The 18,103-nt window shown below is 58.8% G+C and carries 20 protein-coding genes; 12 read left to right on the forward strand and 8 right to left on the reverse strand.

The genetic code is table 11. The annotated features are described in order from the left end of the window. Positions 1–34: 34 nt before the first annotated feature. A complete protein-coding gene (locus ACR0CG_RS16705) occupies positions 35–328 on the reverse strand; it encodes a DUF1330 domain-containing protein (protein ID WP_170677578.1) in 294 nt (97 codons plus the stop codon). A gap of 262 nt (positions 329–590) precedes the next feature. Between ACR0CG_RS16705 and ACR0CG_RS16710 the strand changes: the two genes are divergently transcribed. Next, the gene (locus ACR0CG_RS16710; RefSeq protein WP_480526369.1) at positions 591–1,388 is read left to right on the forward strand and encodes a peptidoglycan-binding protein; all 798 of its coding nucleotides are present in this window, start codon (positions 591–593) and stop codon (positions 1,386–1,388) included. A 47-nt stretch (positions 1,389–1,435) separates the two neighbouring features. On the opposite strand, the gene ACR0CG_RS16715 is transcribed toward ACR0CG_RS16710, so the two are convergent. After that, entirely contained in the window at positions 1,436–3,079 is a 1,644-nt protein-coding gene (locus ACR0CG_RS16715; protein ID WP_480526371.1) for a CTP synthase, read from the reverse strand. Between the two features lie 160 nt (positions 3,080–3,239). Further along, a complete protein-coding gene (gene secG / locus ACR0CG_RS16720; protein ID WP_170616550.1) occupies positions 3,240–3,605 on the reverse strand; it encodes a preprotein translocase subunit SecG in 366 nt (121 codons plus the stop codon). A 150-nt stretch (positions 3,606–3,755) separates the two neighbouring features. Here secG and nthA point away from each other — a divergent pair, with 150 nt between their 5' ends. The 5 genes from nthA (at position 3,756) to ACR0CG_RS16745 (ending at position 7,126) form a co-directional block, all read left to right on the forward strand. After that, entirely contained in the window at positions 3,756–4,370 is a 615-nt protein-coding gene (gene nthA / locus ACR0CG_RS16725) for a nitrile hydratase subunit alpha (protein ID WP_480526373.1), read from the forward strand. After that, positions 4,367–5,044 carry a nitrile hydratase subunit beta gene (nthB, locus tag ACR0CG_RS16730; protein ID WP_480526375.1) on the forward strand — a complete coding sequence of 226 codons (678 nt, stop codon included), beginning with the start codon at positions 4,367–4,369 and terminating at the stop codon, positions 5,042–5,044. The genes nthA and nthB overlap by 4 nt, the downstream gene beginning before the upstream one ends. After that, positions 5,041–5,370, forward strand: coding sequence for a nitrile hydratase accessory protein (locus ACR0CG_RS16735; protein WP_170616543.1), 330 nt, complete (start codon positions 5,041–5,043; stop codon positions 5,368–5,370). The genes nthB and ACR0CG_RS16735 overlap by 4 nt, the downstream gene beginning before the upstream one ends. Before the next feature lie 218 nt (positions 5,371–5,588). Beyond that, a complete protein-coding gene (locus ACR0CG_RS16740; protein WP_170616541.1) occupies positions 5,589–6,884 on the forward strand; it encodes an adenylosuccinate synthase in 1,296 nt (431 codons plus the stop codon). Continuing rightward, entirely contained in the window at positions 6,884–7,126 is a 243-nt protein-coding gene (locus ACR0CG_RS16745; RefSeq protein ID WP_170806099.1) for a DUF2842 domain-containing protein, read from the forward strand. Before ACR0CG_RS16740 ends, ACR0CG_RS16745 begins: the two co-directional genes overlap by 1 nt. 128 nt (positions 7,127–7,254) lie before the next feature. On the opposite strand, the gene ACR0CG_RS16750 is transcribed toward ACR0CG_RS16745, so the two are convergent. Next, a complete protein-coding gene (locus ACR0CG_RS16750) occupies positions 7,255–8,880 on the reverse strand; it encodes a hypothetical protein (protein WP_480526376.1) in 1,626 nt (541 codons plus the stop codon). Positions 8,881–9,003: 123 nt separating this feature from the next. Here ACR0CG_RS16750 and ACR0CG_RS16755 point away from each other — a divergent pair, with 123 nt between their 5' ends. Next, the gene (locus ACR0CG_RS16755; protein ID WP_480526377.1) at positions 9,004–9,711 is read left to right on the forward strand and encodes a thiamine diphosphokinase; all 708 of its coding nucleotides are present in this window, start codon (positions 9,004–9,006) and stop codon (positions 9,709–9,711) included. Here ACR0CG_RS16755 and ACR0CG_RS16760 read toward each other — a convergent pair. From ACR0CG_RS16760 to ACR0CG_RS16775, 4 genes are all read right to left on the reverse strand, one after another. Then, on the reverse strand, positions 9,656–10,570 hold the full coding sequence (locus ACR0CG_RS16760) for a DMT family transporter (protein WP_480526379.1): 915 nt from the start codon (positions 10,568–10,570) through the stop codon (positions 9,656–9,658). The two genes, ACR0CG_RS16755 and ACR0CG_RS16760, sit on opposite strands and share 56 nt — an antisense overlap. Positions 10,571–10,608: 38 nt before the next feature. Then, entirely contained in the window at positions 10,609–11,025 is a 417-nt protein-coding gene (locus tag ACR0CG_RS16765; RefSeq protein WP_480526380.1) for a GFA family protein, read from the reverse strand. 99 nt (positions 11,026–11,124) lie between these two features. Then, positions 11,125–12,498, reverse strand: coding sequence for an L-serine ammonia-lyase (locus ACR0CG_RS16770; protein ID WP_480526382.1), 1,374 nt, complete (start codon positions 12,496–12,498; stop codon positions 11,125–11,127). Position 12,499: 1 nt separating this feature from the next. Further along, entirely contained in the window at positions 12,500–13,201 is a 702-nt protein-coding gene (locus tag ACR0CG_RS16775) for a glutathione S-transferase family protein (RefSeq protein WP_480526384.1), read from the reverse strand. Between the two features lie 167 nt (positions 13,202–13,368). Between ACR0CG_RS16775 and rpiA the strand changes: the two genes are divergently transcribed. The 5 genes from rpiA to ACR0CG_RS16800 all read left to right on the forward strand — a co-directional run bounded on the left by rpiA (position 13,369) and on the right by ACR0CG_RS16800 (position 17,935). Then, positions 13,369–14,157, forward strand: a complete 789-nt coding sequence (gene rpiA / locus ACR0CG_RS16780; protein ID WP_480526386.1) for a ribose-5-phosphate isomerase RpiA — start codon at positions 13,369–13,371, stop codon at positions 14,155–14,157. Between the two features lie 129 nt (positions 14,158–14,286). Then, positions 14,287–15,645, forward strand: a complete 1,359-nt coding sequence (gene gor, locus ACR0CG_RS16785; protein ID WP_480526387.1) for a glutathione-disulfide reductase — start codon at positions 14,287–14,289, stop codon at positions 15,643–15,645. 72 nt (positions 15,646–15,717) lie between these two features. Further along, on the forward strand, positions 15,718–16,863 hold the full coding sequence (hflK, locus tag ACR0CG_RS16790; protein WP_480526389.1) for an FtsH protease activity modulator HflK: 1,146 nt from the start codon (positions 15,718–15,720) through the stop codon (positions 16,861–16,863). Beyond that, complete coding sequence (gene hflC / locus ACR0CG_RS16795; RefSeq protein ID WP_480526391.1) at positions 16,863–17,741, forward strand: protease modulator HflC; 879 nt, start codon at positions 16,863–16,865, stop codon at positions 17,739–17,741. The genes hflK and hflC overlap by 1 nt, the downstream gene beginning before the upstream one ends. After that, complete coding sequence (locus ACR0CG_RS16800) at positions 17,741–17,935, forward strand: DUF2065 domain-containing protein (RefSeq protein ID WP_170616506.1); 195 nt, start codon at positions 17,741–17,743, stop codon at positions 17,933–17,935. The genes hflC and ACR0CG_RS16800 overlap by 1 nt, the downstream gene beginning before the upstream one ends. The last annotated feature ends 168 nt before the right edge of the window (positions 17,936–18,103 follow it).

The following is an 18,103-nucleotide window of genomic DNA, read 5'->3' on the forward strand; positions in this document are numbered from 1 at the left end:
CTTATCCCATATTTTGTAGGTCGCCAAGCGTGGACTACCCGTCATAGCCCTGAACAATCACCAGATCGCTAGTCGCGACCGGGTCACGCAAAGCCTTGGCACGTTGATAGGCGTCGCTATCATAACAGGCCAGCGCATCCTCATAGCTTGGAAATTCAATCACGACCGTACGCGACCGCGAGGTGCCTTCCTTGATTTCGTATTCACCACCGCGGACCATGAACTTTGCCCCATAGGCGTGAAAAGGTTCGGCGTTTGCCGCAATATAGTTTTTGTAGGTTTCAATGTCGTCCACATCGACGTGAGCGATCCAGTATCCTTTGGTCATAACTTGCCCTCTGATTCACGCTATACGTGGCCTGATTGTGTGGCACATGGCAATCCCGCAAATGACGAAAACCGCCCTTCGGAGTTTATTCGCCGGATTTGCCCGATTTGCGGAAATCGTGTATGCATAATGATTAATTAGACAAAGCAATTTTCGCCTCACGTATTCAGCGGTGCCTTGGTGCGATTGATTTTTGTCCAGGACGTGGACGCACCCTAAACGCGCTTTGATGTTGTGAGATGCGGTATTTTCGGAGGTCAAAATGGTTAAGCCCAAGAAAGTTGTCGACATACCGAAAAAGATCAACAAAGGGTTAAGCTCTGCCAAGCGGTCCACAATGTTGGCTATCCTTGGCATGCCGCGGCCTGTGTTGGACAACAAGTGCCGAGGAATTGCAGGAAACGACAAGCTCAAATCGCTGATGGTCACAGACGACGTGGGGCCGTTCAAAGCGACCGGCCTGAAACCCGCTATTGCTTCGCTGCGCGGCGTTATGGCGGATGTGAAAGATGCTCATCCAGAAGTGTTCAAAACCCTTGGGAGTTCGGGGATGCTGTGTGTCCGAAAAATCAAAAACAGCAACAATCCGTCCAATCATTCATGGGGTTGCGCAATCGACATCAATATCGAAGGTGCATTGGATGGTATCGGTGTCAAAGGGGGAACCGATGGTAAGGACGGCAAGACACTGGCGGGCCTTGCCGCGATGGCACCGTTTTTCAACGCGGCTGGCTGGTTCTGGGGCGTGGGTTTCAGCAGTTTTGAAGATGGAATGCACTTCGAGATTGCTGACGAGACCATACGCAAGTGGCACAAGGACGGTGTTTTGGGAGAGGCGATTTCAAACCGGACCGTCCCCAACGCAAACCTTTCCATTGGCGATATCGGGGCCGAAGTTCAGGAACTGCAAAAGCGGCTGGCGGAATTGGGCTACGACATTATCGCGGATGGTGAATTCGGCCAGATCACGCATGCAATTGTGATTGATTTCCAGGCGGAAAACGGTCTGGAACCGGACGGTATCGTCGGGCCCAAGACCCGCAAAGCACTGAAGCTCTGACTGGTGCAGTAGCCGGGCGCTGTTCAGCGCCCGGTCAGTCTGTTGGGTCAGACCAGGCGCGACGTATCTTTGGCCGCGCGCACGAAATCGCGGAACAGCGGATGCGGGTCAAACGGCTTGGATTTGAGTTCCGGGTGGTATTGCACCCCGATGAACCACGGGTGATCCGACCATTCGACAATTTCCGGAAGGCGGCCGTCAGGTGACATGCCCGAGAAGTTCAGGCCCGCCTTTTCAAGCTTGTCCCGGTACTTGATGTCCACTTCATAGCGGTGACGGTGGCGTTCTTCGATATTGGTGTTGCCGTAGACCTCGGCCACTTTCGATCCTTCGGCCAGCACTGCGTTGTATGCGCCCAGACGCATGGTACCGCCTTTGTCGTCACCGACTTTGCGTTCGATCTTGTGGTTGCCCTGCACCCACTCTTTCAGGTGGTAAACCACGGGTTCAAAACGTTTTTTCCCGGCCTCGTGGTCGAACTCCTCAGAGCCCGCCTCGGTGATGCCGGCGGCGTTCCGCGCTGCTTCGATGACGGCCATCTGCATGCCCAGACAAATACCCAGATAGGGCACCTTGTGCTCGCGGGCATATTGCGCGGCCTTGATCTTGCCTTCTGTCCCGCGCTCTCCAAATCCGCCGGGGACAAGGATGGCATGGTAGCCTTCCAGATAGGGCGCGGCATCCTCGGTGTCGAAGATTTCCGCATCAACCCATTCAATCTTCACCTTCACCCGGTTCGCCATTCCGCCATGGGTCAGTGCTTCGGCGATGGACTTATAGGCATCTTCCAACTGAGTGTACTTGCCGACGATGGCGACCTTCACTTCACCTTCGGCGTTGTGGATGCGATCGCTGACATCTTCCCATTTCGCGAGATCCGGTTTGGGGGCCGGGCTGATCTGGAACGCATCCAGAACGGCCTGATCCAGCCCTTCATGGTGATAGGCCAATGGCGCGTCGTAGATCGTGGACAGGTCTTGCGCCGCGATCACGCTGTCCGGGCGCACGTTGCAGAACAGGGCCAGCTTCTCGCGCTCTTTTTGGGGGATCGGACCTTCGGAGCGGCAGACCAGGATGTCAGGGGCCAGCCCGATGGAACGAAGTTCCTTCACCGAGTGCTGGGTTGGCTTTGTTTTCAGCTCACCCGAGGCCTTAATATAGGGCAGCAGCGTCAGGTGCATAAAAATGCACTGGCCGCGTGGTTTGTCCTGGCTGAACTGGCGGATGGCTTCAAAAAAGGGCAGGCCCTCGATATCGCCGACGGTGCCGCCGATCTCACACAGCATGAAATCGACCTCATCCTCGCCGATGGAGATGAAATCCTTGATCTCGTTGGTAACGTGCGGAATGACCTGAATGGTCTTGCCAAGGTAGTCGCCACGGCGCTCTCTCTCGAGCACATTGGAATAAATTCGCCCCGAACTGACCGAGTCGGTTTTTCGGGCGGCAACACCGGTGAAACGCTCATAGTGGCCAAGGTCCAGATCCGTTTCGGCCCCGTCATCGGTGACGAAAACTTCGCCATGTTCAAATGGTGACATCGTGCCGGGATCGACGTTCAGATAGGGATCCAGCTTGCGCAGACGCACCGAATATCCCCGGGCCTGCAACAGCGCGCCCAAGGCCGCCGACGCCAGTCCTTTGCCCAAGGACGAAACCACACCACCAGTGATGAAAATAAATCGCGCCATGTTTTTTCGGCTGCTCCCGTGAGACGTCAAAATCAGCTGCCCGGCGGTTCCGAAAAACCGCTGCATCACGGGACTTCACGTATAAAGGATTCGCGCCAATAGCGCAAGAGAACCGCAAGATGCTGTTGCAGTTCTCTTTCAGGTTTCTAGGTCTAGTGAATCAGTCGGCTTGCGGAATCAGCGGCGCGTTGTCGCCCTGCGCCGGTGGCAGAAGATCATCCGCCGACGGAACCGCTGGTGTGCTGTCTTCTGTTGCGGCCGGTGCCGGAACGCCCAGACGATCGATCACCGAACTGCCCGAGGATTTCTGAGCCGCCAGAATGGTCAGCGTGATCGAGGTTACGATAAAGCATGCCGCCAGGATCCATGTCAGCTTGCCCAGCGCGGTTGCAGCCGCACGACCGGTCATGGCGCCACCACCACCCCCGCCCATGCCAAGGCCGCCGCCTTCGGACCGCTGCATCAGGACGACGGCGATCAGGCCCAGAGCCAAAAGAAGATGGATGATGAGAACGACGTTTTCCATGGTGGTCCTGTACAGCGTGGCGTGTATCGCGTGGTATCTATGCAAGTTTGATGCTGGGGGCAAGGGAGGAGTTGGCATCAAGAACCCTGATGCCTCAGATCACGTCAAAGGGACTGGACAGCAGGGCTTTTCCTCGCGCAGGCTGCGGCCATGCCACATGATGATCACGATCACCCGCACGCCCTTTTGCCGCCTGAACCCGCGCTTCGCGTTAAGGCACTTGAGACTATTCTGACACGCAAGGGTTTGATTGATCCAGCCGCGCTGGATGAGATCATAGATACGTATCAGAACAGGATCGGCCCTCAGAATGGTGCCCGCGTTGTCGCCAAGGCCTGGAGCGATCCGGCCTTCAAGGCCGCGTTGCTGGAAGATGCCACGCCGGTTGTGGCCGAACTGGGATACTACGGACGGCAGGGTGAACATATGGTGGTGGTGGAAAACACGCCCGATCAGCACAATATGGTCGTCTGTACATTGTGCAGCTGTTACCCTTGGCCGCTGCTTGGAATACCGCCGGGCTGGTACAAGTCGGATGCCTACCGGGCGCGTGCAGTGCGAGAACCTCGCAAGGTACTGGCGGATTTTGGCGTGACGCTGCCCGATAACACGTCGGTCCGGGTTTGGGATTCCACGGCCGAGGTTCGATACCTTGTACTGCCGATGCGTCCGCATGGAACGGAGGGGTTAGGCGAAGACGAACTCGCCACGCTTGTCACGCGGGACAGTATGATCGGGACCGGATTGCCGAAGGTGCCGGCATGACTCGCGTGCACGACATGGGTGGACGTTTCGGCGACGGACCGGTTCGCCCCGAGCCCGAGGACGGCCCTGTATTTCCCGAAGGCTGGCACGCCCGGGCGCTGGCGCTGACCCTGGCAGCCGGATCACTGGGACAGTGGAACATCGACATTTCCCGCCACGCACGGGAACGCCTGTCGCCCAAGGATTACACCCGGTTCTCGTACTATGAAAAGTGGATCTCCGCCCTTGCCGATTTGTTGGTGGAACGCGGCGTCCTGACGCCCGATGACCTGGAGGGGAACCTGTCCAAAGGCCCACATCCGTTGGCAGGCAAGGCCATGAAGGCCGAAGCAGTGGCCCGTGTACTATCCAGTGGTGGTCCCGCCGATCGTCCGTCGGATATTCCGGCCAGGTTCGTGGCAGGCCAGGACGTCGTTACCTCGCATCTGGCGGCCAATCGTCTTGTGGACGGCGGTCACACGCGTCTGCCCATCTATGCCGCCGGTGCAAAGGGGCGCATTCTGAGACTGCACGGAACGCATGTTTTTCCCGATTCAAACGCACACGGTCTGGGAGAAGCCCCTGAACCGCTTTACGCAGTGGTCTTCCCCGCATCTGAACTCTGGGCCAACCCGGAACACCCGAGGGATGAGGTGGTTTTGGACGTCTGGCAGAGCCATCTGGAACCCGCATGAGCACCTGTCTGACACATTCGGCACCTCAGCCCGTTTTTGACCAGCCATGGCACGCACAGGTCTTTGCGATAACCATGGCCCTGAACGAAACCGGTCGGTTCGGTTGGTCAGATTGGGTCGCCAGGTTTTCGGCGACCTTAAGAAAACATGGGCTGAGCAAAGAGTTGGATGGCGGAGATGATTATTTTCACGCCTGGCTCGAAACGCTGGAGGCGCTGTTGGCAGAGCATGGTGATGCTGCCCCGGATGAACTCCTGTTGCTGCGGCACGCTTGGGAAGACGCCTATCTGACGACGCCTCATGGTGAGCCCGTTTGCCTCAGGTAAGGGTGAGGGGGCGCTGCCCCCGCCGCCCACCGGGCGACTCCCCCGGGATATTTCGGGCCAGATGAACAAGGGATCCGGACTTCATCTGGCCCAAAAATATCCCCGCCGGAGGCATCGCGCGCAGCGCGATTTGCGGATGCGTCGAATTACCTGTTTCCCTGCTGCTGTCACCTCGCTATACGAGCCGGGTTTGGTAAATCAGCACAAAAGGACCTGGTATGGCCAATGTGGTTGTTGTCGGAGCCCAGTGGGGCGACGAGGGAAAAGGCAAGATCGTCGACTGGCTCAGCGAACGGGCGGACGTGATCGCGCGTTTTCAGGGCGGGCATAACGCCGGTCATACTTTGGTTATCGATGGCGAAGTCTACAAGCTTCATGCGCTGCCATCCGGTGTTGTGCGCGGCGGCAAGCTGAGTGTCATCGGCAATGGCGTGGTTCTGGATCCGTGGCATCTGGTCAAAGAGATCGAAACGGTCCGGGCACAGGGTGTCGATATCACGCCCGATACACTGATGATCGCAGAAAACACACCGCTGATCCTGCCGATTCACGGCGAACTGGACCGCGCGCGCGAAGAGGCTGCAAGCAAGGGTACCAAGATCGGCACAACCGGGCGCGGCATCGGGCCGGCATATGAAGACAAGGTCGGTCGCCGTTCGGTCCGTGTTGCGGACCTGGCGGACGAGGCAACTCTTGAAGCTCGGGTTGACCGGGCGTTGCAGCATCACGACCCGCTGCGCAAAGGCTTAGGGATCGAGCCGGTTGACCGCGACGGTCTGATCGCGCAGCTCAAGGAGATTGCGTCGCAGATTCTGCCGTTTGCCGCCCCGGTCTGGAAGGTGCTGAATGAAAAGCGCAAAGCGGGCAAACGTATTCTGTTCGAAGGGGCGCAGGGCGCCTTGCTGGACATTGATTTCGGAACCTATCCCTTTGTGACCTCGTCCAACGTGATCGCAGGGCAGGCTGCAACCGGGGTCGGCATCGGCCCGGGGTCCATCGATTTTGTGCTGGGTATCGTCAAAGCCTATACGACGCGCGTGGGCGAGGGGCCGTTCCCCACGGAACTGGAGGATGATGACGGTCAGCGCCTTGGTGAGCGTGGTCACGAATTCGGCACGACCACTGGTCGTAAGCGCCGGTGCGGTTGGTTTGACGCCTGCCTGGTGCGCCAGACCTGCGCGACCAGCGGTGTGAACGGTATTTCGCTGACCAAGCTGGATGTTCTGGATGGTTTCGAGACGCTCAAGATTTGCGTGGGTTACGAACTGGATGGCGAGCGCCTGGATTATCTGCCCACGGCGGCAGATCAACAGGCGCGTTGCAAGCCGATTTATGAGGAAATGCAGGGGTGGAGTGAATCGACCGAAGGCGCGCGCAGTTGGGCGGACTTGCCAGCCAATGCGATCAAATACGTTCGCCGTGTCGAAGAACTGATCGAATGCCCTGTCGCCCTGTTGTCCACCAGCCCGGAGCGGGAAGACACCATTCTGGTGACAGACCCGTTTGCCGACTGATGAGCGACGAACAAAAAACCGGCCTGAGCTACAAAGCGCGCCGCCGCTGGTCGCTGATTATTCTGCTGGTTGGCTTGCCCGTTTACGTCGTTGCCGTGGTGACGGTTGTGAACTGGCTGGATCGCCCGCCAATCTGGCTGGAACTGCTGGTCTACATCGTGCTTGGCATCTTGTGGGCATTGCCGTTCAAGTTCGTTTTCCGTGGTGTTGGCAAAGAAGACCCTGACCAGGGATCACGTTAGCCACGCCGGCGAAAGCGAGTGTGTTGGAACGACGGAAACGTACGCGTCTTCCGGTTCGTTCCCAGATACGCAAACAGAAAAAGGCCGGAGTTGTCCTCCGGCCTTTTTCTGACTAAACCTTTTGCGGATCAGCCCGCTGCGCGCTCGTCGCTGGGGCGAAAACCGATCTGGTTCGAGGCGGCAAAGCGGCCTCCGCCAGCCTTTTCGATTTTTCCATCCCGCAACAATTGACCGAACGAACGCAGGCTTTCTTCGCGGTTGAATTCGTCCTGCTTGAGGGACCGGACCTTGTTCATCAATTGCGGACGCGAGAACTGTTCCTGACCCTCGATAAAGGACAGGTATGCAGCGGCGGCTTCCAGCAGATCAGGCAATGACTGAGCGCCCTGTTCCTGGGCGAACGTCGCGAAACCACCTTCGTCAGCGGATTTCTCCTCTTGCGGGGTGGTGACGCGGCGGGGCGTGACAGGGCCAGATTCGCTTTGCTGATTGTCGATGCGCTGTTCCGCCACCAGTTTGAGCGGTGCAGCGGCATCGGATTCCGGACGCATGCTGGTGACCTGAATTTCCGGGCGGCGCGGGCTGACGACCGACGCCAGATCCCCCCGGTATTCCTGATCCTGAGCTTTCTCGGCCGAGTCACCCTTTTCTTTACGCTCGGCTTCGGTGGCCGCAACCGCGGTGCGCAGGTGCGAATATGTCTCGCGCTGATCATTTGCAGCCGGGTCATCAAGTTGTTCGTCGGCTTTGTCCATCAGGCGGGACACGTCCAGATCAAGGCTCGAATGATCCTTCGGTTTTTGGTCTTCGGCCCGCTGCGCCAGTTCTGCCTCGACGGCCGAGATCTCATCCAGCAGTGCAACTTCATCTTCGGCAGTCAGGAGAAGCTTGTTGTCTTCCGCTGCTTCCTCTTGCGACTCGGCTGCTTCGGATTCCTCTTCCTGCTCTGCCACGTCTTCTTCGCTGAGGATGTTTACGATCTCGTCTTCTTCGGCTTCCGCTTCCGGCTGTTCGTCTTCCGTCAGATCATCAAGGTCCGAAAACAGCGCGTCCGCTGCCGGAGCTTCAGCCTCGTCTTCAAACTCTTCGGATACAACAGGCTCCGGTGCGGAAACAGGTTCTGGAGCGGCGGGTGGGGTTGCCGCTTCGGGTGCAGGCATCGAGACGGGGGTCACAGGCTCGATGTCTGCCGGGTTCAGCGCACCCGCCTCAAAGGCTGCGGCCACGGCGTCAACCGGGGCGGCACCACCTGTCAGCAAGGTGCTGTCTTCGTCTTCCGAGTATTCAACAGGATTGTCAGCCGAGTGCGAAACTACCGCGCGTATCCGCTGAAGTTTGGCGGCGATGCTGTCAGCAGGGGGGGCTGGCGCAGCATCGAAGGGTTCGGCAGTGGCAACGGGTTGCGCTGGTTGCGGTGTATTGACGACGTTCAGATCGGGGGCACTGATGGTTGGTTCCTGTGCTGGCGGCGTTGCGGGCGTGGCGATCGTGGCTGAACTTTCGGTTGCGCGCAGCAGCAGGCCAGTGTCGCTCTGTCTGGCTTCCACGCGTTTCGAGGCGTCCCGCTGTGCGATCCGGGTCAGCATTTCGGCGTCAGGCTGTGGCGGTTCCGAGCCGAAGTATCGATCATCTGCTGCAAGGTCGCGAAAGTACTCGGCAATCGCTTTCATCGTTTCAAACGAATCGTCAAAGCCTTCTAATGTGCAGGAGAAGGTTCCATAAGAAACGGTCAATACCTTGTTATTCTGTACCATCAGACGCACGTCCTTTACAAACTACCTGAACCAATTCGCCCGGAATCAGGCACACGTATTGGTTCGAAACTCTCTATATGAACCTATCATTTTGTGGTCTGAATGTGTCCAAATCCGGGAAAAATGATCAATCTTAGAAAAAATGCGCCGATTGTGCGGTCGTCCGAGCCAATCTTACTGGTTGGCGGAGGGCAAATCGGGCCCGATGATCTGAATCTGGCGCTGAATCGCGCCAATTTGGCCGTTGCAGCGGATGGTGGTGCGACGGTTCTCAGGGAATCGGGGCGTATTCCGGATGCCGTCATCGGTGATTTCGATTCGCTCTCCGCAACTGACTTCGACGAAATACCGGCGGACCGCCTGTTTCCCATACCTGAACAGAATAGCACGGATTTCGACAAGGCGCTGCGCAATATCGAAGCCCCCGTGGTTTTGGGCGTTGGCTTTCTGGGCGGGCGTCTGGATCATCAATTGGCGGTTCTCAGCGTGCTGATCAAGCGTCAGAACCAATCATGCATCCTGCTGGGAGAGCACGAGGTCGTGTTTCACGCGCCGCCCAAGGTTTCCCTGAACTTGCCGAAAGGGAGCGTGGTATCCCTGTTTCCCCTGCAAAGAGTGACAGGACGCTCGCAAGGGCTGGAGTGGCCGATCGATGATCTGGTTCTGCAGCCGGACGGTCAGATCGGCACGTCCAACCGGGCGGTATCCGAAGTCACGTTGCAGATGAATGGCCCGGGTCTGGTTGCAATGGCTCCCCGCTGCGCGCTGGATCAGGTCATGCAGGCGTTTCTGTCGGAGCAGACCGGGCGCTGGCCCGCTCGCGCAGAATGACGTAAAGACCTGCCGCCATCGTGATGCCGATCCCCAATGCGGCGATGCCGTTGGGCAGGTCGTGAAAGATCAGCCAGCCGAACACGGTCGCAACCGGGATTTCCAGATACTGCATCGGCGCCAGCGTTGCTGATGGGGCATAGCGCAACGACCAGGTCATCAACAGGTGGGCAACGGTGCCCAGAACGCCGATACCCAAAAGCAGCCAAACCGCGTCTTTATCAGGCAGGCTGAACGTCAGTTCCGAAACGTCAATGGCGCTTCCTAGGGTCAGCACAGGCAGCAGGATCAGCGTTGCCATCGCGCCCGAGACAGCCTGGAGCGAAACCGGATCGGTTTCCTTGGCGATCTGCCGCGTGACAAGCATGAACAGCGCAAACACCACGGCCACGATCAGCGGCAGCAGGGCAGGCGCTCCGACCTGAGCGAAGCTGGGCTGAATGACGAGAAGCGTACCGGAAAACCCCACGACGCAGGCCAACAATCGCCTTATGCCAACCTCTTCATCCAGAACGAACCTGCCCAGAAGCAGCATGATGAAGGGCATGACGAAGGCGATAGCGATGGCATCGGCCAGCGGCAGGAATTGCAAGGCGCTGAACATCGCGGTGATGCCAAGGATGTGCAGACCGGTCCGGATCACGGTCAGTTTCAGAATACGCCCCCGCAGTCGCCAAGGACGACCCGTGAGGGCGACCAGAGGGATCAGGATCAGTGCCTGCACGGCAAACCGGGTGAAGACCAGTATGCCGATCGGAGTTGTCTCACCCAACAGTTTGGCCATTGCATCGCCCAGCGGGGCGAGCATGCAAAAGCCAAGCATCAGAATGATGCCGAGTACGGGGCGGTCCTGAGTCATGTCCGCGACGCTAACGATTTGCTGCGGACGGGGAAAGGTCAGCTTTCAGCAGGCGGTTGATATTTAGTGTAGTCGGGGCCGATGCAGCAGGGCAGGCCGTCATCAAGCTTGAGCCAGCCAAGCTTCTCTTCATGGGCGACGTGCAGGGTAGGCTGCAAAGCCTCGGGGTCCTCAAGGGCGGCGACGTAAAGATGCATTACGTCGGACATAGACTGCGAGCGAAAGGACATTGGTGTGCCGCAATGCGGGCAAAAGCTGCGTTCAACGCCCGGAGAGGAACGAAACGTCTTTGGTGTTTCACCTGTCCAGCGCCATTGGTTGTCCCGGATGCCGAAATAGGCGGTCATCGGGGCCGAGCATTGCCTGCGGCAGCTTTCGCAGTGGCAGGTGACGCAGGACAGAACAGGTGGATTGACTTCAAAGCCGACCTTTCCGCAAAGACATCGTCCACGCATGAAACACCTTCCTTTCAGGAACAGATTTGCACCGCTTTTGGTGCAAATCCATCCAGAAAACGCAAGAATACGGATGCGTTGCGACGTCGCCCGTTTGCCTCAGCAGTTCGGAACATTGACGGCCAGGCCGCCCAGAGACGTTTCCTTGTAGCGTTCGTGCATGTCGTGCCCGGTCTGGCGCATGGTTTCAATGACCGAATCCAGAGGGACGAAATGTTTACCATCGCCGCGCAGCGCCAGCGAGGCCGCTGAAACCGCCTTGATCGCACCCAGACCGTTCCGTTCGATACAAGGCACCTGAACAAGTCCGGCAACCGGGTCGCATGTCATTCCCAGGTGATGCTCCAGCGCGATCTCCGCAGCGTTTTCGACCTGTTCGGGCGTGCCGCCCATCACTGCGCACAAACCGGCGGCTGCCATCGCCGAGGCGCTGCCAACCTCGGCCTGGCATCCGGCTTCTGCGCCCGAGATTGAGGCATTGAACTTGACCAACCCGCCAATCGCGGCCGCCGTCAAAAGGAAATCTTCCACATGGCTTTCGGACGCGCCGGGTACGTGATCCAGATAGTACCGCAAAACGGCCGGCAGAACACCTGCGGCCCCATTGGTGGGCGCCGTGACCACCTGGCCCCCGGCAGCGTTCTCTTCGTTGACGGCCATGGCGTAAACGCTCATCCAGTCGTTGATCGTGTGCGGAGCGTTCAGATTCATGCCACGCTCGGCCACCAGTGCGTCATGGATGCCTTTGGCACGGCGGCGAACCTTGAGGCCACCGGGCAGAATGCCATCTGTGACCAGTCCACGTTCGATACAGTCATTCATTACCTGCCACAGGCGCGCGGTGCCCTTGGCAAAACTGTCCGCGCATCCACGCGCGATTTCATTCGCGCGTTTCATGTCCGCGATGCTTTTGCCGCTGGAACTGGCCATCTCAAGCATCTCGACCGCAGTTTTGAACGGAAACGGCACCGGATCACCTTCATCCGTTGCCTTGCCCTCGGCCAGTTCTTCTTCGGTCAGGACAAACCCGCCACCGATCGAGTAGTAGACCTGCCTGAGGATCACATCGCCCTGCGCGTCTGTGGCCATCAGGATCATACCATTGGCGTGACCCGGCAGGTTTTTTTCATAGTCGAACACCAGATCCGATTTTGGATCGAACTTCAGCGTCGGCAGCCCTTCCGGCGTGACAGTATGGGACTCGGAAATGGCGGCCAGCGCTTCTTCGGCCTTGTTGTTGTCATAGGTGTCCGGAACAAACCCGGCCAGCCCGAGGATCGTGGCGCGGTCGGTCGCGTGGCCCACACCTGTGAACGCCAGTGAGCCATGCAATGACCCCCGAAGCCCCGAGAAGTCGAACGGCGAGGCGCGCATCAGGTCCAGAAAGCGGGCCGCGGCAACCATTGGTCCCATGGTGTGGGACGAGGACGGGCCGATGCCCACTTTGAACATATCGAAGACAGATAGAAACATATCAGGTAGCTGAGCCTTCTGGTGGTGTAGCGTATGATGGTGCAGTGAACGGTGCAACTCCCAGCCCTTCCGCTGCGATTGCTGCGCGCGTTGCGGGGCGGGCTTCCAGTTGCAGCAAAAGCTGCCTCAGATGAGGAGTGTTAGTCAGTTGAAACCAGCTGCGATCGGCCTGGGCCGGATACAACGCCATCCATCGCATCATGCAGGCGATGTAGTATGACAGGGCCGACGGTTGGTCTGATCCAAACCAGCCCGGCGTGTCCTTCGCCTGCTTTTCGAGGATTGAAAGATGTCGTTTCAGGCGGGTCCGGATACCAGCCCGCAGCGCTTCTGTCTGCGCCGCCTCGATGTACTTCTCGGCATAGAACAAAATGCGCAGGTCGGCGTGCAGCGTGTTCGACGCAAAAAAAAGCCATTTCAGATACGCCGCGCGGTCCGGATGTTGCGGAGCTGGCGCGAGTTGCCCGTGTGTATCGGTCAGCCACAGCAAAATGGCTGCGGTTTCAAAGATCGGTCCCTGCGGCGTCTCCAAAACAGGGATAAGGCCGTTGGGGTTCAGTTGCTTATAGGCAGCACTGTTTTGTGCATCACGGGTCCGATCGACCAATGCGGTCTCATAAGGCAAACCCATCTCTTCCAACGCCAGTCGGATCACCAGCGAGGCGTTGTCAGGGGCGTAATGCAGGCGGTAGCGCGGTTCCATAATGCATATCTATTACGCACCTTTCCCGCAGGACGCGCCGATTGCGACGTTTCCAATAGGAAACGCGTATTTTCGCGACAAGACGCCCAGTTGAATTGGCGTTTTGGGTCTCGAAGTTGAGTGTGGCATTTCGTATAAGGCCCGCAGCAACTTGGGGGAAAGCTGCCATGACAGGGGATCTGTCGCCCATCGACAAGGCGAAATATGTAGCCGCGCACCGTGCCGCGGAAATGGTTCAGGATAGCATGCGTGTCGGATTGGGAACCGGATCAACGGCCGCCTGGCTTGTGCGTCGGCTCGGCGAACGGGTGCAAGAGGAAGGGTTGCGGATCAAGGGCGTGCCCACTTCAACCCGCACGGCACAGCTGGCACGTGAAGTCGGGATCGAAGTCGTCTCTCTGGATCAGGCGGGGTGGCTGGACCTGACCATAGACGGCGCAGATGAATTTGACGGCGAATTGAACCTGATCAAGGGCGGCGGCGGTGCGCATCTTCAGGAAAAGATCGTGGCAACGGCCAGCGATCAGATGGTGGTCATTGCCGATGCAGGCAAAGAGGTTGAAACCCTGGGGGCATTTCCATTGCCGGTCGAGGTGATCCCATTTGGCTGGCAAACCACGCGAACCCTGATCGAGGAAGCACTGGATACGATGGATGTGCTTGGCACCTCGGCCGCGCTGCGAATGAACGGCCAGGCCCCTTTTGTCACTGATGAGGGCAACCACATTCTGGATCTGCACCTGCAACGCATCGGAAATGCCCGTCAGTTGGCGCTGGTGCTGAACCAGGTTCCCGGAGTTGTCGAGAACGGGTTGTTCATCGATATTTGCGACAAGGTCGTAATTGGCCACGGTGACGGGCGGGTCGAACTGCGCGACATCAACGAAGGAACCCTGGAACTGGACCAGTTGGCCGATGGCGACAGGGACAATCTGTTTACGGACCTCTCTGATTGAAAATTGCGGCTGGATTTTCTGCAAATGGCCAGAGAGAAACCCGAAATCCTGATCCTAAGGGGTTGGCAGACGATTTTCCGCGCCCAGATATCCAGAACCCTTCAGGCAAACTGAACAAAGGAACCCGGTATGAGCTTTGACTATGATCTTTTCGTTATCGGTGGCGGCTCGGGCGGGGTCCGTGCAGCGCGCGTGGCCGCTGGTGAGACCGGCGCCAAGGTGGCGCTGGCGGAAGAGGATCGGTATGGCGGAACCTGTGTGATCCGGGGCTGTGTTCCAAAAAAGCTGATGGTTTTCGCCAGCGAGTTTTCCGGCATGGTTGACGATGCGCAGGCCTATGGATGGGATGTTCAGCCGGGTGCGCTGGACTGGAATACATTCCATGGCAAACTGGTGGCGGAACTGGACCGGCTGGAAGGTATCTATCGCAACATTCTGAAAAACAACGGTGTCGAAAGCTTTGACCAGCGCGCCACTGTGGTCGATTCCCACACGGTTGAGCTGGCGGATGGGACACGCAAGACGGCCAAGCACATCCTGATCGCCACCGGCGGACGCCCTGTGGTGCCCGAATTTCCGGGCTCTGACCTGGCGATCACATCTAACGAAATCTTCCACCTTGAGAAGCTGCCTGAATCTATCCTGATCGTTGGCGGCGGCTATATCGCCAGCGAGTTTGCCGGGATCATGAACGGGATGGGGGTCAAGACCACTCAGTTCTATCGCGGTGCGCAAATCCTGCGTGGGTTCGACGAAGAAGCGCGTGGCCTGATCTGCGAAGAAATGCGCCAGAACGGCATCGATGTGCGCCTTGGCACCAACGTGCTGGAGATGATCAAGGAAGATGACAAGATCCGGGTAAAGGCCACTGACGGCACTGAAGATCGGTTCGATGTTGTCATGTACGCAACTGGCCGGGCTCCGAATGCGGACAATCTGGGGCTTGAGGCGCTGGGCGTCGAACGAGGTCGCAAGGGCGAGATTGTGGTGGATGAGTACAGCCAGACTGGCGTGCCCTCGATCTATGCCATCGGTGATGTGACTGATCGCGTGAACCTTACGCCGGTCGCCATTCGCGAGGGCATGGCTTTTGTGGAAACCGTGTTCAAGGGCAACCCGACCCCGGTTGATCATGAACTGATCCCGACGGCGATCTTCACGCAGCCGGAATTCGGGACCGTCGGACTAAGCGAGGAAGAGGCTGCGGCACAGGAGCCGGTCGAAGTTTACGCGACGTCCTTCAAGCCGATGCAGAAAGCCTTCGCCGGCGGCACGCAGCGGGTGCTGATGAAACTGATCGTCAGCCAGGCGACCCGCAAGGTGCTGGGCTGTCACATCGTCGCGCCGGGTGCGGGCGAGATGATACAACTGGCCGGGATCGCCGTCAAAATGGGCGCGACCAAAGAAGATTTCGACCGCACGGTTGCGGTTCATCCGGTAATGGCGGAAGAACTTGTTACAATGCGGCAACCTGTGCGCACTGCTTGATTTGCAACCGCGCGCACACAAGTTACAAGGGATCCCGTGATCACACGGGCCTAAACGAAGGAATAGACACATATGGCGGGCAACAGCGGCGGCCCCTGGGGGGGCGGAGGCTCCTCGGGCGGCGGAGGAAATCGGGGTAACAACGGTGATGGGCGCAAGCCCCCCGAAGGAGATGGCCCGCAGATCCCCGAGATCGACGAGCTGATGAAGAAAGGTCAGGAGCAGCTGCGCGTGCTGATGGGTGGTCGTGGTGGCGGTGGCCGTGGCGGTAACGGTCAGGGCGCAGGTGGCGGTGGCCCGGTCTTTACCAAAGGCACAGTGGTCATCGGCGCTCTGGTCGCAGTGGGCCTTTGGGCAGCTGCCAGCTTCTATACCGTAAAACCGGAAGAACAGTCGGTTGAGTTGTTCCTGGGTGAGTTTTCGGCCGTTGGGAACCCGGGTCTGAACTTTGCACCCTGGCCGGTTGTGACCGCCGAGGTTATCCCCGTCACCCGCGAACAGACCGAGGATATGGGCGGTGCGCGCGGCAGCGACGATGGCCTGATGCTGACCGGTGACGAGAACGTGGTCGATATCGACTATCAGGTTGTGTGGAACATCAACGATCCCGCGAAATTCCTGTTCAATCTCCGCGACCCGCGCCAGACGATCCGCGCCGTGTCGGAATCGGCGATGCGTGAGATCATCGCCCAAAGCGAACTGGCCCCGATCCTGAACCGGGATCGCGGCATCATCGGTGAACGCCTGCAAGAGCTGATCCAGTCCACGATGGACAGCTACGATTCGGGCGTGAACATCATCCGCGTCAACTTTGACAAGGCCGACCCGCCGCAGGACGTGATTGCCGCGTTCCGCGATGTTCAGGCCGCCGCGCAGGAACGTGACCGCCTGCAGAACGTGGCTGACGCCTACGCAAACCGGGTTCTGGCCGAGGCGCGCGGTGAAGCGGCACAGGTTCTGGAAGAGGCCGAAGCCTATCGCGCCCAGCAGATCAACAGCGCGCAGGGTGAAGCCAGCCGTTTCAGCGCGGTTCTCGAGGAATATTCCAAAGCCCCTGACGTAACCCGCAAACGTCTGTACCTTGAACGGATGGAGCAGGTTCTGGGTGACGTGGACAAGATCATACTGGACGAGGGCTCGACCGGGCAGGGGCAGGGCGTCGTGCCTTATCTGCCGCTGAACGAACTGCGCCGCAATCAGGCCGAGGGGAGCAACTGATGCGTAAGTCACCCATTATTCTGATCGTTCTCGTCATACTGGTTGTTGCGGGGCTGTCATCCATCTTCATCGTCGACGAGCGGGAACGCGCCCTTGTTCTGCGTTTTGGACGGGTCGTAAACGTCAAGGAAGAACCCGGTTTGGCATTCAAGCTGCCGGTTTTCGACGAAGTGGTGCGTTATGACGACCGTATCCTCTCGATCGACGTGCAGCCTCTGGAAGTGACACCGCTGGACGATCGCCGCCTTGTGGTTGACGCCTTCGCCCGCTATCGGATTTCCGATCTGAACCGCTTCCGTCAGGCTGTTGGTACGGGCGGTGTCCCGGTTGCCGAGAATCGCCTGGACAGCATCCTGCGGGCCGAAACGCGCGAGGTACTGGGGTCGGTTTCGTCCCGTGACATCCTCAGTTCGGACCGTGCGGCGCTGATGCTGCGCATCCGCAACAGCGCGATTGCCGAGGCTCAGGCGCTGGGCGTCAGCGTCATCGACGTGCGTCTGAAAGCCACCGATCTGCCGCAAGCCAACCTTGAGGCAACCTTCGACCGGATGAAGGCCGAGCGGGAACGCGAAGCCACCGACGAACGCGCCCGCGGTAACGAGGCGGCGCAGCGTGTGCGCGCGCAGGCCGACCGGACCGTGGTCGAACTGGTCTCGGACGCCAACCGCGAGGCCGAGATCATTCGCGGTGAGGCCGACGCTGAGCGGAACGCGATCTTCGCCGAAGCCTTTGGCAAGGATCCGGAGTTTTTCGAGTTCTATCGCTCGCTCTCCGCATATGAGCGCGCGCTGCGCGGTGGCAACAGCTCGATGGTGCTGAGCCCGGACTCTGATTTCTTTAATTACCTGAAATCACCTACGGGTCAGGGCGGCCGGTAATGGGTATGATCCTTCTGGCCTTCGGGCTGGTGCTGATTGTCGAGGGGCTGGCCTATGCGCTGGCCCCTTCGCTTATCGAACGGATGCTGGAAACCCTGCGGACCCTGCCCGAGCAGGCACGGCGAATTACGGGTCTTTTGTGCGTGATCAGCGGGCTGATCCTTCTGTGGGGTGCCTATCAGTTGGGCTTTTGAGCAGGACATCTCACTTGCCGGTGATTTCCACGCGATCCTGAGTTGCGGGACAGGTCAAACTGACTACATTAGTCCGTAAGAAAGGCCGCGCTAGAGTGGCCACCTGAATAATTCGACAAGGAGACCACAGGTGCAGGCAAAAGCACGCAGTATTTCCCTCGGGCGCGA

Source organism: Ruegeria sp. AB8 (genome assembly GCF_056542605.1).

Bases quoted from the DNA above. Each gene is read 5' to 3' on its own strand.
- ACR0CG_RS16705 (WP_170677578.1), bottom strand. From the start codon at position 328: ATGACCAAAGGATACTGGATCGCTCACGTCGATGTGGACGACATTGAA.
- ACR0CG_RS16710 (WP_480526369.1), top strand. From the start codon at position 591: ATGGTTAAGCCCAAGAAAGTTGTCGACATACCGAAAAAGATCAACAAA.
- ACR0CG_RS16715 (WP_480526371.1), bottom strand. From the start codon at position 3,079: ATGGCGCGATTTATTTTCATCACTGGTGGTGTGGTTTCGTCCTTGGGC.
- secG (WP_170616550.1), bottom strand. From the start codon at position 3,605: ATGGAAAACGTCGTTCTCATCATCCATCTTCTTTTGGCTCTGGGCCTG.
- nthA (WP_480526373.1), top strand. From the start codon at position 3,756: ATGCCACATGATGATCACGATCACCCGCACGCCCTTTTGCCGCCTGAA.
- nthB (WP_480526375.1), top strand. From the start codon at position 4,367: ATGACTCGCGTGCACGACATGGGTGGACGTTTCGGCGACGGACCGGTT.
- ACR0CG_RS16735 (WP_170616543.1), top strand. From the start codon at position 5,041: ATGAGCACCTGTCTGACACATTCGGCACCTCAGCCCGTTTTTGACCAG.
- ACR0CG_RS16740 (WP_170616541.1), top strand. From the start codon at position 5,589: ATGGCCAATGTGGTTGTTGTCGGAGCCCAGTGGGGCGACGAGGGAAAA.
- ACR0CG_RS16745 (WP_170806099.1), top strand. From the start codon at position 6,884: ATGAGCGACGAACAAAAAACCGGCCTGAGCTACAAAGCGCGCCGCCGC.
- ACR0CG_RS16750 (WP_480526376.1), bottom strand. From the start codon at position 8,880: ATGGTACAGAATAACAAGGTATTGACCGTTTCTTATGGAACCTTCTCC.
- ACR0CG_RS16755 (WP_480526377.1), top strand. From the start codon at position 9,004: ATGATCAATCTTAGAAAAAATGCGCCGATTGTGCGGTCGTCCGAGCCA.
- ACR0CG_RS16760 (WP_480526379.1), bottom strand. From the start codon at position 10,570: ATGACTCAGGACCGCCCCGTACTCGGCATCATTCTGATGCTTGGCTTT.
- ACR0CG_RS16765 (WP_480526380.1), bottom strand. From the start codon at position 11,025: ATGCGTGGACGATGTCTTTGCGGAAAGGTCGGCTTTGAAGTCAATCCA.
- ACR0CG_RS16770 (WP_480526382.1), bottom strand. From the start codon at position 12,498: ATGTTTCTATCTGTCTTCGATATGTTCAAAGTGGGCATCGGCCCGTCC.
- ACR0CG_RS16775 (WP_480526384.1), bottom strand. From the start codon at position 13,201: ATGGAACCGCGCTACCGCCTGCATTACGCCCCTGACAACGCCTCGCTG.
- rpiA (WP_480526386.1), top strand. From the start codon at position 13,369: ATGACAGGGGATCTGTCGCCCATCGACAAGGCGAAATATGTAGCCGCG.
- gor (WP_480526387.1), top strand. From the start codon at position 14,287: ATGAGCTTTGACTATGATCTTTTCGTTATCGGTGGCGGCTCGGGCGGG.
- hflK (WP_480526389.1), top strand. From the start codon at position 15,718: ATGGCGGGCAACAGCGGCGGCCCCTGGGGGGGCGGAGGCTCCTCGGGC.
- hflC (WP_480526391.1), top strand. From the start codon at position 16,863: ATGCGTAAGTCACCCATTATTCTGATCGTTCTCGTCATACTGGTTGTT.
- ACR0CG_RS16800 (WP_170616506.1), top strand. From the start codon at position 17,741: ATGGGTATGATCCTTCTGGCCTTCGGGCTGGTGCTGATTGTCGAGGGG.